General features: G+C 62.7%; 15 protein-coding genes. 5 read left to right on the top strand and 10 right to left on the bottom strand.

The genetic code is table 11. The annotated features are described in order from the left end of the window. Positions 1-117: 117 nt before the first annotated feature. The 4 genes from WBQ44_RS22885 to WBQ44_RS22870 form a co-directional block, all read right to left on the bottom strand. Complete coding sequence (locus WBQ44_RS22885) at positions 118-1,689, bottom strand: GMC family oxidoreductase (protein WP_495568947.1); 1,572 nt, start codon at positions 1,687-1,689, stop codon at positions 118-120. A gap of 82 nt (positions 1,690-1,771) precedes the next feature. Further along, the gene (locus tag WBQ44_RS22880; RefSeq protein ID WP_495568946.1) at positions 1,772-3,190 is read right to left on the bottom strand and encodes a helix-turn-helix domain-containing protein; all 1,419 of its coding nucleotides are present in this window, start codon (positions 3,188-3,190) and stop codon (positions 1,772-1,774) included. 37 nt (positions 3,191-3,227) lie between these two features. Then, positions 3,228-3,902, bottom strand: coding sequence for a nitroreductase (locus WBQ44_RS22875; protein ID WP_495568945.1), 675 nt, complete (start codon positions 3,900-3,902; stop codon positions 3,228-3,230). An 11-nt stretch (positions 3,903-3,913) separates the two neighbouring features. Next, on the bottom strand, positions 3,914-4,426 hold the full coding sequence (locus WBQ44_RS22870) for a DUF4863 family protein (protein WP_495568944.1): 513 nt from the start codon (positions 4,424-4,426) through the stop codon (positions 3,914-3,916). Positions 4,427-4,598: 172 nt separating this feature from the next. Between WBQ44_RS22870 and WBQ44_RS22865 the strand changes: the two genes are divergently transcribed. Further along, a complete protein-coding gene (locus tag WBQ44_RS22865; RefSeq protein WP_495568943.1) occupies positions 4,599-5,243 on the top strand; it encodes a TetR/AcrR family transcriptional regulator in 645 nt (214 codons plus the stop codon). A gap of 142 nt (positions 5,244-5,385) precedes the next feature. Beyond that, positions 5,386-6,747 carry an MFS transporter gene (locus WBQ44_RS22860; RefSeq protein WP_495568942.1) on the top strand — a complete coding sequence of 454 codons (1,362 nt, stop codon included), beginning with the start codon at positions 5,386-5,388 and terminating at the stop codon, positions 6,745-6,747. Between the two features lie 113 nt (positions 6,748-6,860). On the opposite strand, the gene WBQ44_RS22855 is transcribed toward WBQ44_RS22860, so the two are convergent. Next, positions 6,861-7,007: a hypothetical protein gene (locus WBQ44_RS22855; RefSeq protein WP_495568941.1), complete on the bottom strand. Its 147-nt coding sequence runs from the start codon at positions 7,005-7,007 to the stop codon at positions 6,861-6,863. Positions 7,008-7,367: 360 nt separating this feature from the next. On the opposite strand from WBQ44_RS22855, the gene WBQ44_RS22850 reads away from it, so the two are divergent. Continuing rightward, entirely contained in the window at positions 7,368-7,640 is a 273-nt protein-coding gene (locus WBQ44_RS22850; protein ID WP_495568940.1) for a hypothetical protein, read from the top strand. On the opposite strand, the gene WBQ44_RS22845 is transcribed toward WBQ44_RS22850, so the two are convergent. From WBQ44_RS22845 to WBQ44_RS22835, 3 genes are read right to left on the bottom strand one after another with little or no spacing between them, the layout of a single operon-like run. Next, the gene (locus tag WBQ44_RS22845; protein WP_495568939.1) at positions 7,630-8,013 is read right to left on the bottom strand and encodes a substrate-binding domain-containing protein; all 384 of its coding nucleotides are present in this window, start codon (positions 8,011-8,013) and stop codon (positions 7,630-7,632) included. The two genes, WBQ44_RS22850 and WBQ44_RS22845, sit on opposite strands and share 11 nt — an antisense overlap. Before the next feature lie 27 nt (positions 8,014-8,040). Next, a complete protein-coding gene (locus WBQ44_RS22840) occupies positions 8,041-8,220 on the bottom strand; it encodes an ABC transporter substrate-binding protein (RefSeq protein WP_495568938.1) in 180 nt (59 codons plus the stop codon). Continuing rightward, positions 8,201-8,530: a hypothetical protein gene (locus tag WBQ44_RS22835; protein ID WP_495568937.1), complete on the bottom strand. Its 330-nt coding sequence runs from the start codon at positions 8,528-8,530 to the stop codon at positions 8,201-8,203. Before WBQ44_RS22835 ends, WBQ44_RS22840 begins: the two co-directional genes overlap by 20 nt. Before the next feature lie 160 nt (positions 8,531-8,690). Here WBQ44_RS22835 and WBQ44_RS22830 point away from each other — a divergent pair, with 160 nt between their 5' ends. Further along, positions 8,691-9,695: an alpha/beta fold hydrolase gene (locus tag WBQ44_RS22830; RefSeq protein ID WP_495568936.1), complete on the top strand. Its 1,005-nt coding sequence runs from the start codon at positions 8,691-8,693 to the stop codon at positions 9,693-9,695. A gap of 43 nt (positions 9,696-9,738) precedes the next feature. Then, positions 9,739-11,193 (top strand): alanine/glycine:cation symporter family protein, encoded by a 1,455-nt coding sequence (locus tag WBQ44_RS22825; protein ID WP_495568935.1) that lies wholly within the window; start codon positions 9,739-9,741, stop codon positions 11,191-11,193. A 395-nt stretch (positions 11,194-11,588) separates the two neighbouring features. Here WBQ44_RS22825 and WBQ44_RS22820 read toward each other — a convergent pair whose 3' ends face one another. Further along, positions 11,589-12,890 (bottom strand): DUF2254 domain-containing protein, encoded by a 1,302-nt coding sequence (locus WBQ44_RS22820; protein WP_495568934.1) that lies wholly within the window; start codon positions 12,888-12,890, stop codon positions 11,589-11,591. A 711-nt stretch (positions 12,891-13,601) separates the two neighbouring features. After that, on the bottom strand, positions 13,602-14,405 hold an 804-nt coding region (locus WBQ44_RS22815; protein ID WP_495568933.1), incomplete at its 5' end, for a VOC family protein.

Genomic DNA, 14,405 nt, shown 5'->3' with positions numbered 1-14,405 from the left:
CGCTGTACTGGCAGCAATGGAGTCTGCGTACCGCCGCGCTCGACGAATTGTCTGCAGCCGTCGTGTCGGCGGCGGCGGCAAGTCTCGACTGAAACTCGATCCGCCGACTCCGACCGGTCAGGCCTGGGTGCGAATGAGGTCGGCTGCTTTCTCCGCGATGGCGTACACGGTGGCATTGGTGTTGGCCGATACCGGCGACGGCATGATCGACGCATCCGCAACGCGAAGACCCTCGATGCCGCGAACGCGTAGTTCGAGGTCGACCACCGCAAGGTCGTCTGTGCCCACGCGGCAGGTGCCTGCGTAGTGGAAGTAGACGACCAAGCTGCGCGCGAGGTAGTCGCGCACAGACGAGCTGTCGCCGATAGCCGTTCCTGGTTGCACCTCTTCTCCTCGCCACTCGGCCAATGCCGGCGATCGGCCTATTGCCCGCGCTATCTCGAGTCCGGCCTCCATCACCGCGACGTCACGCTCGTCGCCGAGGTAATTGGGGTCGATGAGCGGACTGACGGTGATCGCTTTGTCCGCGAGCCGAACTCGACCGCGGCTGAACGGCGTCATCGCGGAGAACGCCAGTGCGTAACCGTTGTCGGGGCCGTCCAATGTCTGTGCACGCAGCGGAGCAGTGACGACCAGGATCTGCAAGTCAGGACCCGACACCGCGCCCGCGGTCTCGACCAGACCGATGGCTTGGCCCATCAGGTTGTGCGGGTTGTGCGGCAGTGGTGCCGACGCTTCGTACAGAACGGTCGACATGGGATGGTCGTGCAGGTTCTCGCCGACGCCGGGCAGGTCCAGTACCACCTCGATCCCCATGTCACGGAGGTGCGCGGCAGGCCCGATGCCCGAGGCGAGCAACAGGTGCGGAGAGCCGATGGCCCCGGCGGACAGCACGACTTCACGCTTTGCCTCCGCGCGGACCGTGTATTCGTCGCGAACGTATTCGATGCCGGTGGCGATACCGTCGACGACGAGTATGCGCGACACCACCGCGTCGGTGACGATGTGGAAATTCGGGCGGTCGAAGACCGCCTGCCCGAGGTAGGCGTCGGACGCGCTCTGTCGATGCCCGTCGACGACATTGCCGTCCGAGAGACCGAATCCCGTCTCGACGCCGCTGCTGATGTCGCGTGCGCTTTCGTACCCCACCTCGGCTGCTGCTCGAAGCGCTGCGACGGCGATGGGACTCGGTTCGATCATCGGCCCGACAGAGAGCGGTCCGTTCGTTCCTCTGAATTCCGGGTTCCGACCCTCGGTGCTCTCGGTTCGCTTGAAGTACGGGAGAAGGTCGTCGAAACCCCACCCCTTCGCTCCCTGATCAACCCAGGCATCGTAGCTGGCGCGGTGGCCACGGACGAAGTTGAGTCCGTTGATCGAAGACGATCCGCCGAGTGCGCGTCCGCGAGGCACCGGTACCGATGACGCGGAAAACTTTTGCACGACACTGCTTTCTCCCCAGCTGACTTCGGTACCGAGAAGTGCGGGCCAGTGGAAGGGGATTGCCATGTCCGCGAGCTTGTCCGAGGAGCCCGCTTCTATGAGCAGCACTTCTGCATCCGGATCTTCGCTCAGGCGGGCGGCGAGAACGCTTCCCGCTGTACCTGCGCCGACGACGATGTAGTCGAATGCGGATGGGGTGGGGCCATGAAGGCCGGGGATGTTGGTCTGTGTTCCGGTCAATTGGTTCATGACACAACAATGGCTCCATAGCCGGTCCTGTTCTGTTCACTATCTGGACAGTCCCTGTGTCGGTGGTCACAGCACATCGATCTCATCCGTCGATACCGAACGCTGCCATACGCTTGTAGAGCGTGGTTCGACTGATGCCCAACGCTTTTGCGACTGCGGCCTTGTTCCCTCCGTGACGGTACAGTTCGTCTTCGATGACGGTACGTAGGGCTCCGTCGATGGCGCCCAGTGGACGAGATGCCGAACGTTCCTGTATCCGGCCGAGGTCGCGGTGACTGACGTCGCCCACCGTCCGTAGCCGCGCCGCTGCATGTACTTCGGACCGTAGTTCGGCGAGATTGCCAGGCCAGTCATGAGCGATCAACGCGTGCATGGCAGCCGGCGTGAACCGGATCGGCGCACGCATGTCTGCAAGATACTGTTCGACAATCGCGGGGATCTCGTGCTTCCGCAGCCTGAGCGGCAGCAACTCCACGCGTGTCCGGCACATGTCGACGACTCGAAAGACTTCTGAGGACAACGCAATCAGAGGTGCACTGGACACAGCGAACCAGACTCGAGAGCGAGTCATGGCTACATGCAGTGCGTGCGCGATGGGCGGCGTCAGTAAGTGCACGTTCTCTACAGCAACCGGGCGGTTCCCATTCTCCAGCGCCTCGATCGCGCCGTGCAACCACTGTTGAGCAGGATGCAAAACCGCCTCGAATGCGTCGAAGACAACAGGATGGCGTGCGCCCATCAGGTCTGACAGCACCGTTGTGCGGCCGGAGCCGGCCTCGCCCGCCACGGCGAGCGAGGTTTCGGCGTGCCGCGAGTGCGACAGTTGATCAGCGAGTCGGTCTGTTCGCGACCGACCGCGCGTCAGAAGGTTCCCTTCGTTCCCTTCGTTCCCGGCGAAGGCCGAACCGACGCCCGTGGGCGCACCGAACAAGTCGTGGTCGCTAGCACTGGGCAGCGAGTGCTGAACGAGCCGCCTGGAGATCTCGTCGGCTGCCTGCATCACCAGGGCATGCATCAGTGGACTGTCGCTTGCCGTATAGAACGTGAAAGCGATAACGCCTTCGACGCTGCCGGTCATCGGATGCAGAACCGGAAAACCGTAGCAGCTGAACATCTTCATGGCGTCGAAGAAGTGTTCGCTTCCCCTGACCGCAAGGGGCTCCTGCAATTCGCGCACGGTGGATATCGAATTGGTGCCCGCCGTTTCTTCGGTGAACAACCGCCCCGCGACGGCCCCGTTGACAGTGAGGGCACCGCGGATTTTCGGTGTTCCGTGTCGAACATCGACGAGTCGGACGTCGCGGTCCGCCAGTAGTACCGAGCAGTCGAGACCGGTGAAGATGGCAGTCAATCGATCGAGTACAGGACGGGCGGCAACCATCAGTCGGCCGCCGACGGGGACCGACGAAATGTCGATATCGCGGGGCAAGAGGGCAGGGTCGAGGCCGATCGTCGACGCACGCTGCCAGGACAAGGCAATACGGTCCGCGGTCAGGGTCACGGTGTGCCGATCAAGGTCCGCCGGAGGGCATCGGCGCTCACGCGCTGTGGAAGCGCACGAAGGAGGACACCGGCAGCCGAGTTGTCGAGTTCCGGCTGAGGCGGTGCGACCGATCAGCGTGGCCCAACGCGACCCCGCAGATTATGCGTTGCTCCTCGTCGATCCCGAGCTGAGTCCGGATCACCGGCGAGAAGTCGATGAAGGAAGCTTGTGGACAGGTGTCCAACCCCGCCGCCCTCGCAGCCATCATCAACGCCTGCAGGAACAGCCCCGCGTCGACATACGCGCCGGCCAGCGCATGCTTGCTCACCGTCAGGACCATGCCGACCGGAGCCCCGAAGAAGTCGTAGTTGCGGCGGTGGTGCGCGATCCTGGCTACCGTATTGCCCGGGTCGATGCCCAACACGTCGGCGTACAGGGTCTCTCCGAACAGGCGCCGTCTGGCTTTCAACGGCTCGCACCACCCGTCCGAGGTGGGTTGGTAGTCGTAGTCACGCTGCCGGACGGTGTTCGGATCGTCGAAAGCCGCGAGCAGGGCCGTAGTCAGCGCTGTTTTCGCTGCACCGGTGACAACGTGCACTCTCCATGGTTGTGTGTTCGAGTTGCTCGGCGCTTTGGCGGCGAGTTCCAGCAGTGATTCGACGACCGCCGTGGAAACCGGGTCGGAGCGAAACGCTCGGACGCTTTTACGGCTCTTCAGTGCCTCGTCCACCGACATCGACCTCATCGGTTTGCGGCCGGTCGGATGTCGTACGAGATCCGACCGGCCGGCAAGTAGAAAAGCGCGATCAAGGCGCCTCCCCTGACCTCCGGGTAGTGATGGCTCCCGGGCCCCGGAGCAGTCCAACCAGCGCCTTGCCAACCGCGCGGTCCAGCGATCTCGGCACCGTTATCAAGAGGGACAACAAGATTCACTTCCCCATAGGGGTGTTGGTGGTACTGGCCACGCATTCTCGACACGCTGTTCATGTAAACGGCGGTAATGCTGAAGAAGTGCAGGTCCTCGCTCGGTTCTGCGATCCGACTTCGACGGTAGTTTCGACCTTGAACTTCAATGTCCGCAGCCCAACCGTCGGCGACCCCGGTCGAGATCAGGGTGGCCAGCTCGCTGTACAGGACAGAATCGGGCCCGTAATTTTCGTTGAGCCAACTTTCCAATTCCGCACCCGCCGTTCGATTGTTGATCTCGGCCAGGAACGGGATACTGCGGTCGATCAACTGCTGCCGTTCGTCCATGTGCGCCTGCCTCGGGTTGTGGATGTGTGGGCCGGATTCAGCCAGGCCGCAGATTTAGATTACACGCACTTGCCGTAAAGTAAATGACACGACCGGGAGCCGTCAGCCCGACCGAGGCCTGGTCGACTATCGTTACAGCCAGTGTTCGTTAATGGCCGTAAGGAGTGCGCATATGGGTCGCAGAGCAACCGAGCCCACGTCGAACGAGACGGCTCCCCCCGAGGGCACACCGGCCCGGGGTCGACCACGTGATCCCGCGATCGATCAAGCCATTATCGAGGCGGCTCGCCGGCGGTTGGTAATCGACGGTTACACCAAGATGACCGTCAACGACGTGGCGCGCGAGGCGGGCGTCACTCGTCCGACCATCTATCGTCGCTGGGACGGCAAATTCGACTTGGTTGTCGACGCCCTCGACTATGGCTTTCGGGCTCAGCGCGCGATGTACCCCACCACGGAATTCGACAATATGACCGGCTTCGACGCGTTCGTCGAAGCTATCCGGCGAGTAGACCCTTGCTACTTCAACCTCGACGCCATGGTGCTGGTGGGCAACTTCATGGGTGAAAAACTGCGCAGGCCGGAACTCCTCGAAATCTTTCGTGAGCACGCCGTCGAACCCCGCGTCGCCATGGTCGAAAGTTTGCTTCGGTCGCTACAGGAGAAGGGAGAGGTTCGTACCGATGCCGACATTCATACGGTCGCAACGCTGAGCTTCGGTGCGTATTACGCCGCATTTCTCCGAGGCGAGAGCGACCGGTCCCAGTTGCCGACATACGTGGCGAAAACGCTGTGGCCCGCCATCAACGCGAAGTGAGTCAGCACGCGGCAACACCGGCGTGGGTTTCCATTGCGTTACAAACATTGACTGTAACGCAATAGCTTCGTACTGTTCGTCGCAGTCGACGTTCCGCACGAGGAGGATGCCGACCTCGGTTCGAACGATCGAAGGACTGCACATGACGTCACATATTCCGGTCGGATCCGCCGGCGAGATAGTCATACGGGCCGATCAGGTGATCGAGAAACAGCCGGTCGGGCGATTTCATCGAGCCCTCTTGGCCATGGCCGGCGCCGTCATGTTCCTCGACGGCTTCGACACCCAGGCAATCAGCTTCGTCGCTCCTGCACTCGCTGCCGAATGGGGTGTCTCCAAATCTGCTCTGGGCCCGATCTTCTCGGCCGCAATCGCCGGTCTGATGGTCGGCTACCTGTGCTTGTCGCCGTTCGCACGACGTCTCGGTCACCGACGGATGGTGATAGCTTGCACCTTCCTTTTCGGTGTACTGACGCTCGCCTGTGCCCTGGCTTCGAATCCAACCCAACTGATTGCACTTCGTTTCTGTACCGGCGCAGGACTGGGTGCTGCCATACCGAGCCTAGTCGCGCTGACGAGCGAATTCGCGCCGGCGCGAAGACGCTCTTCGTCGGTGATGTTCATCTATTGCTGGCTCGCACTGGGCTTCGTCGCCGCAGGCATCGTGTCCGGGTTCGTCATACCGACGCTCGGTTGGCGGTATATGTTCGTGATCGGAGGCGTGACGCCGTTGGTTCTGACGCTACTGCTCGTCAAATTCTTTCCCGAATCCCCACAGTTCCTGTTGTCTCGGGGCAGGAATCAGGATGCGCTGCAGGTTCTTCGGCGGTTGGATCCAACCGTCGATCCTTCTGCACGAATCGAAATCACCGCTGCCACAGCAGACACTGCGTCGCCCGGCATATTCACCGTCGTCCGCGGACGATGGCTCCCGAACACACTGCTGCTGTGGACCGCGTTCGTCGGCAATCTCGCGGTCTTCTACGCCATTCAAAGTTGGCTTCCGACCATAATTTCCACCTTGGGGGGAACACCCACGGTCATGATCGCTTCCACGGTGCTGACGACCGTCGGAGGGGTTGCCGCAGCCCTGTTCATCGGGCCGCTGATGGACCGCTACAACCCGTTTCGCACTCTGGGCTATGTGTATCTTGCGGGCACAGGTTTGGTCGTTTTGCTCGGCGTGGCCCTGACCGACGTCGCCACGGCAGCACTCCTCGTCATTGCCTTCCTGACCGGAATGGCGGTGACCGGAGGCCAGATGAGCCTTGCCGCCCTGGCCACCGTGCTCTACCCCGTCAATCTGCGGTCGGTCGGAGTGGGCTGGGGACTCGGCATCGGCCGGTTGGGCGGGATAGCCGGCCCGTTGATCGTCGGTTCGGCGCTCGCAGCGGACCTTGGGGAACGCGACGTCTTCGTCATCCTGTCGTTCTTCCTCCTCGCTGCTTGCATCAGCGTCTTCGTTCTGGGCAATCGTGTCCGCCGCGAGTCAGCTTCGACCTGAATTCGTCCACAGGCAGGCCGCCCGGCAACCGAACCGCACTTGCGCAGAGCAACTTCGGACAAGTGTCTGCACAGGTGCAACTTCGGTTCGGTGCCGCGCAACCCATCACGTCATCAGCGCAGCAGACGAGCGACTGCCCCCTTGGCCACCTCTTCTGGGCGATACTGTTCGGCCGCGTATGCGCCGATGGCCAACAGGCTGCCAGTCAGGGCTGGAATCGCCCATTGCAGCAGGTGCAGTTGTTTCTGCGCCGCCGCCACATCGGGGGGGTGTGGTTGTGACGGCGGTGGTGCCGTCGGCCACCGGCACCGATTGGTGCTCCGATATTTTGCGGCCGAGCACTCGGCTGTACGCGGTCACACCCGGGGCGGCGACGGTCACCGTGGTCTTGGTGATGGCCATCGTGCGTACGCCCTGCCCCGTACATCGCTTGCAGCAGTATCGGCCATACACACGCTGCAACCACTACCGTCAGTTCCGTCTGACGCGTGGTTCCGTAGATAAGGGCGACGAGCGGGATAAGCCCCAACGTCGGAATGGACCGAAGAAACTCGATAAGGAAACGGCAACTGCGATAGGCGAAGTCGTTCGTTCCGAGGAGTATTCCCAGGGGCACCGCGATGATCGCCGAGTACCGCAGGCCCAGAGCCCAGCCGGTCATGGTCGATCCGATGTCGGTCCAGAACGACGACGTCGTCGCCATCTCCAATACTCGGCCGACCACCGGAACCGGCCCGGGGATTGTGTCCGCGGCGAACAGGCCCGACGACGACACGGCAGCCCACGCGAGTACCAGCACGACCGGAGCGATTGCCTTCTGTGCAGTGGAGGGCGTCACCGACCCAACTCGGAACGCCGGCGCGGTGCGCACCGCAGCTACGGTCATCGAGTGAGCCCACTGACGTCGGCCGAAGGATCGAGAGCGCCGTTCGCTTGAAGAATTGCTGCGATTTCCTCTATTCCCGCTGCGTCGATACGGCTTTCGAGTGCCGGGTACCCGGTGTCCGCAACGGTGTCAGCGGGAGTGCCGAAGTGTCGAACCATGGCGGCGCGCATGTCGTCGGGGTGCGAGTCGGCATACTCCACGGATTCGTCGAGCGCTGCCTGGAACTTCTCGACCACCTCGGGATTGGTCTCGACATATTCACGGGTGCCGGTGATGATGACTCGGGGTGCGGGGCCGAAAATCTGCTCGATGGGGTCACCGACGGGTGCCTCGAATTCTCCGGTCCTCAGTAGGAGGCTGGCATACGGATCGCCGATCAAAGCCGCGTCGATCCGACCCGCGTTCAGTCATTCGCCCATGGCAGAGAACGGAACTTCGATTACCGACACGCCGCTGCCGTCGCCGCCTGCTTGATCGACGACACCTCGGACTCCGTACTCGGACGCCGATGCGAGGAGATTCACCCCGACCGTCTTGCCTTCCAGATCGGCCGCCGTGCGAATCGGACTACCGGCCTCGACCAGCAAAGTCGAGCCGGTGCGGCCGTCCGGACCCGCTTCGAACGTCGAGACGCCGCCCACCCACCAGGTCGGCCGGCGTGATGTCGACGAGTTCGACGTTCAATCCGTTACGTTCGAAGATTCCTTGGTCGACACCCAGCAACACTGCCGCGTAGTCCGACAATTGAACGTTGCCGAGCCGGACGGTGGTCGGTCCGTTCTCGGACGCGGCAGGGGCGCTTTCCGCGCCGCCGCATGCGGTCGCGGTCAGCGCCAGAGTGACTCCCGCCGTCGCAAGTATCGATCGCGTTCGGACATGTCGGCGCTGTGGAATCATTTTCGGTTGGCTGGGACAGGCGACGCCCACGAGACGTCGAAAGATGACGTTAGTGACCCAGCGCACACCCATGCCATGGGCATAGCGTCCAAATTCAGATCCATACAGTGGACAGACCATCCATCCCGCCCGCGCCAGGCTTCCCATAGTGTCTGCAGACATGACCATCGATCGAGTGCCGGTATCAGGCGGAAGCATCGCCGTCGAGACTCACACCGGGACCACCGAGCCCATTCTCGTGGTGCACGGGGTTTCCGGCCAGCGCATGCTGTGGGGTTGGTTGCACACAGAAGCGCCACACCTGACACTCGTCGCACCGGATCTCCGAGGGCGGGGAGACAGCGTGGACGTCGAAGGTCCGTCATCGCTGACTCAGCATGCAGAAGACCTCGATGCCGTCGTCGATGCACTGGACGTGGACGCCGTGCACGTGTGCGGGATGTCGATGGGTGGATTCGTTGCGGTCGAGTTCGCCGCTCGATTCCCGTCCAGAGTGAAAAGCCTCGTTCTCGTCGACGGCGGCGTGCCGGTGGGACCGCCCGCCGGTCTCACACGGGAGAACGTAGAGGCTGTGTTCGCAGACAAGATCGCTCGAACACAGCAGCGGTGGAACAACGTCGACGACTACATCGACTTGGATCCAATTGAGCTGCAGTGGAACAAAACTCGGTGGCGCTGCCGGGAGGACTACTGCCCACGCTACGCGATCGGAGATGCCGCGCGGTCGGTCTCCGAGGTCGCCGCCGCACACAGAGTGTCGTGGACGACCGCGCACCGGCGGTTGGTCGCGTTGGCCGCGTTGGCCACGCAGGTGCTGGCCGAGCCTGAACCGGTGCGGGTACTCGGAATCGACGAGACCCGCCGCGGCAAACCCAGATGGGACCGCTGCGAGAAGGCCGTTTGGGATCACTGCTCGACATCAATACCGAAACGATCCGAAACGGAGTCGAGAAGTGCGCTGACCACTGTGACCGCGGCGATGTGCGCCGGCGCAAACAGTATCGCCGACAACAACCTCTCCCGTGCCCGTTTTACGGGCGGGCCTCGCGTCATGCCTCGACATCGTCATGAACGGGTGGAGCGTCACCGAGGTGAATTCCTCGATCCTGGGATAGCGGGCTCAGCGTCGCGCGTTCGGTTCACTGATCTCCGGCGGCGCGAGTAACGTCTCCACGACGCCCGCACACCGAGTACGCGAGGATGACACCGTGGACATTGTCAATTCAGTGATCAACTTCTTGGCAGACAAGCTGTACAGCGTCTTCCTGATCTACCTGTTGATCGGTGTCGGCCTCTACTTCACAATTCGTACCAAGTTCGTGCAAATCAGGCTGCTGCCGTCGATGTTCAAGGCGATCGGCGGATCCCGATCGGACGCCGAGGGGGGTATCTCCGCCTTCCAAGCCTTCTGCGTCGGCCTCGCGTCGCGCGTCGGAACCGGCAATATCGCGGGCGTCGCCATCGCGATCACCCTGGGCGGACCCGGTGCCATCTTCTGGATGTGGATCGTCGCGATGGTAGGAATGGCAACCGCGTTCGTCGAAGCGACGCTCGCCCAGATGTACAAGGTGCGCAACCCCGACGGCAGCTTCCGCGGTGGGCCTGCGTACTACATCCAGTACGGCCTCGGATCACGCCGGTGGGGAATAGTCTTCGCATGCCTATTGATCTTTGCGTTCGGGTTCGCCTTCAATATGGTGCAGGCCAACACGATCACCGAGTCGTTCTCGTCGACGCTGGACATCGACCCCGGCTGGGTCGCAGTATTCCTGGTCGTTCTGTCCGCGCCCATCCTGTTCGGTGGGGTCCGCCGAATCGCCAAGGTGGCGGAAGTCGTTCTGCCGTTGATGGCGCTGGTGTACGTCGTTCTCGCCGCCGTCATCGTCGCAATGAACCTCACAGAGCTCGGATCAGTGTTCTCCCAAATCATCCGCAGCGCATTCGGTCTCGAAGAAGCGATCGGCGGAACCACCGGCGGCATCCTTGCTGCCATGTTGAACGGCGTCAAGCGCGGACTGTTCTCCAACGAAGCCGGAATGGGCAGTGCGCCCAACGCGGCCGCGACGGCTACCGTCTCGCACCCCGTCAAGCAAGGCCTCATCCAGTCACTCGGCGTCTTCTTCGACACCATCGTCATCTGCAGCGCTACTGCGTTCATCATTCTGGTCTCCGGTGTCTACCAGGTGACTGACCCGGGCGGCGTCGAAGGCGCAGTCCTCACCCAGGAGTCGGTGTCGGCTCAGCTCGGATCGTGGACCGCAATACCGATGACTCTGTTGATCTTCGTCTTCGCGTTCTCCTCGATCCTCGGCAACTACTCCTACGCCGAGGTCAATCTGAATTTCCTCGGCGTCGACGGCAAACTGCTCAACGTGCTCCGCACAATCGTGTTGGCGGCAATTGGCTTCGGATCGCTGACCGCACTGAGCACCGTGTGGGCGCTCGCCGACGTGGCCATGGCCGCGATGGCAACCGTGAACCTGGTGGCAATCGCACTCCTCGGCAAATGGGCATTCGGCGCGCTGGCCGACTTCGAACAGATGCGTCGCGAAGGCCGCGACGACCACTTCATCGGACGCGGCAACAGCAATCTTCCGGGAGATCTGCCCGGCGACGTCTGGGACCCGATCTCCGACGACGACAAAGCCCTACGGGGGGACTAACCTCCCCGCAGTTCCCGCGCCCGCAGCCCCACAAGACAAACCAAGGGTATGAATCAGAGTACGACAGTGCTGTTCGGGCTACCTGGAGTCCGCCTTCACCATGTGACAAGCAGTGACACCGGGGACAGGTCGGTGGAATTCACCACCGAAGACAAGCGGGCCGCGGCATGCCTGTCTTGTGGGGTGGTCTCGACGTAGATTCAAGGCCACGCCGTTACGAGGCCCGGAGACATCCCTACGAGGACAATCCGATTGAACTGCAGCAGGACAAAACTCGGCGGTGCTGCCGTGAGGACTACTGCCCACGCGGATCGTTCACCGAAAGCGTCGACGAGACCCGCCGCGGCGGCCCCTGGGACCGGCAGCTGGGTGCGCACGGTGACGAAGCCGGGGCGTCAGGCCTCGGCGACGATCGCCGACCTGGCTTCGTCGACGTGCTTGCAGCAGGTGTCTACGTCGATCGGGGCCGCGTCGCCGGCGCTGTATGCACTGCGTAGCGCCGTCATCTGGCGCACGACGGCAACGCGGACGTTCTCGTGCATCGCCGCTGTGCCGATGCGTCGGGCGAGCTCGACGGCTGCGATGACGGCGGGGAGATTACCGAGTCCGTATTGGCGGATTGCGTCGAAGATCTGGTCGACCAATTCGGTGGCCGATGCGCGCGAAACCGTCAGACGGTAGTGCCCGTCACCGTCGTTGCGGCCCAGTAGCGGAGTAGGCCTCGACACGAGCGGCACCATGCCGACAGCGAGTTCGGCGAGCGCGTTGCGCGCCGTGTAGGGGTCGTTGGTGCTCGGCGACATCGCTCGAACGGCCATTTCGGTGAGCTGCTGCACCGCAAATTCGACGTCCTGCGTGGGGGTGCGTGTGTCGCCGAGAACGGTGGCGTCACGGATCGCCTTCGCAATGTCGTCGCTGGTGTTGCCGGTGACCGATGCGATGCGTTCTCCCTCGATTACATGGCGGCCCGCGCGTACGTGCATCTCGATCACGCTTCCTGCCTTGGACGCAGCGGCGATCAACGCGCTCTCGTCTACGCCGACGACGAAGCCTGATGCGGACGAGGCGACGGAAACAGCGGCGCCGGGCAGCTCGCGCGCATCCGTGGCGTCGTCCGGCACTTCCGCAGGATACAGAGAATCGGTGACCGCGACGAGTTCGGTACGCACCCGCGCTGACAACGTCGACACCTGGATGGAATCGGCGATGTGATGAATGAAGTACACGAGGACAGCCACGTCGACCACTGCGAGAAGGACGGCCACGTTGACGGCGATATCGGGGACGAAATTCAACCCGTCGGTCGCCGACCGAATCGACCGCAACACCATCAAGCTGTAGAGGAACGTCGCCCCGAAGATACCCAGTACGAACTGATTGCCTCTGTCCGACATGAAGTTCCGAACCAACCGGGGACCATACGCCGAACTGGCCGTCGCCAGAACCGAGATCGTGATGGAGAACGACGTCGCCGCGACCGCGAGCATCGAACCGCCGATCGCACCCAGAATGTCGCGGCTCCCACTCGCGCCGACCTCATACAGAAGAAACCCGAAGGCGCCGAAAGCTTTGCTGTCGAGGTACCGATCCAGCATCACCATCGTCTGCGCCAGCACCAACGCGAGGATTCCAAGGAGTGCGGGCAGGAACCAGAACGAATCACGGGCCCGCAACACCTGCGTTTTGAACGCTGTCATATTTCTCGTCCGTCGAGTCGTCGTTCGTCGAACACATCTGTTCGTAGTAAATCGACAATATCGTGGAGTTCAAGCCGTCCACACGTCGGTAGCCCCCGGCGGTGACTTTATCGTCTGCGCCGTTGTCGTCGGAGACCTTCCCCGCTCCCCCAGGACCAATCCTGATGCGATGGTCGCCGCCCATTCACAATCGACCTCCGTCGATGCTGATGTCGGAGCGACGGCGACGCTTTTGGTGACAGAGTCCGACGAACACCCCGATGCAGCCGGCGTTCGTCGAAAGATCATGTCAACAGCACACCGTCGGCATCGACATCAGATCCGACTCTATGCATCACACGCAGGGGCCGACCTACTGACGACCTACCATTGGTATCCAACCCGGGTATATCAGTCCAACGCCACCTTCGAGTTTCGAACCGCGTGGCTTGGGATCGAGGTTTCCTTGCTCGAACATGCCCGTCACCAGTTCAGCGGCTGCCAGTGCTTTCGGGAATGCGTTTCTGATGGACCATCTGATCATCGCGCATCGGTACATCCGCCAACCTGCCGCACAACTCGGACAGAAGCAGTCGCCCGAATTCGGCGCCTACCCCGACATCGTCACTCGAGGACCAGATTCGCCCGCGTCCCTCGCGTTTCCCTGCCATTGTGTTCTAACTTTCCGGCTACGGGTCGCGACTGTGGTTGGCACTTCTGACGCCACATTCATCACTGCCGCCTGAACGTCTGGGCCGCGAGCCGCACGTGGGTGTTCGCCGATCCGTAGCCTTCGTATCCGCCGCGACGTTCGAGTATCTCGACCTGTAAGCCCCCTTCCACGGGAAGGATGTAGGTGTGCAGCAGTTCGCCTGTGTCGTTCCGGTCGTAGAGCAGGTTGTGCTCGCGGAGCATGCCGAGGAGGTCCGAGTCGAGGGCGAACCGAGCGTCGAGGTCCGCGTAGTAGTTGTCGGGCGGCACGAGCAGTTCGACGCCGCGCGAGCTGATGCGCCGGACCGCGTCGACGACATTGCCTGTAGCGAAGGCCATCTGCGTGATGCCCTGCTGTTGCACGCCGCTCCCCCCGTCCGAGACAGTCAGCGCGATTCGCAAATCGCCCTGCTCGGCGCTCAACGCGCGGATGCGCAGCCGGCCCTCGGGTTGGATGTACTCCTCGACGCTGGCGGGACGCAAGCCGAACAAGGTTCGAAAGAACGAGAGTTCCTCGTTCAGCTGATCCGCGGAGACGGCCACGTCGAGGTGGTCGAGTCCGAGCCACCCGTCGTCGGGTGTGGCTGCGTCGGTTGCGACGAAGTCGGTGTGCCAGTCGTCGGCCTCGCCGGGGTCGGCACTGACGAACACGTGCAGGCCCGACGGTGACGTTATGCCCGGCAGCCCGGCTTCACCTTCGCCTCGTGTCGTGTCGACCGCGGGCCACAGCAGCGCCGAGGCACGCGCGGCGACGTCGGTGACCGGCGGTGCGACGAGTCCGAATGCAGTGGCTGCCGGGCCCGGCGCCGGTGCCTCGTTGAGGAC

The sequence above is a fragment of the Rhodococcus sp. (in: high G+C Gram-positive bacteria) genome, from assembly GCF_049591685.1.
GTDB lineage: Bacteria > Actinomycetota > Actinomycetes > Mycobacteriales > Mycobacteriaceae > Rhodococcoides.
Note: the sequence above shows the minus strand (reverse complement) of the source record. Positions and strands in the feature narration are given on the sequence as shown.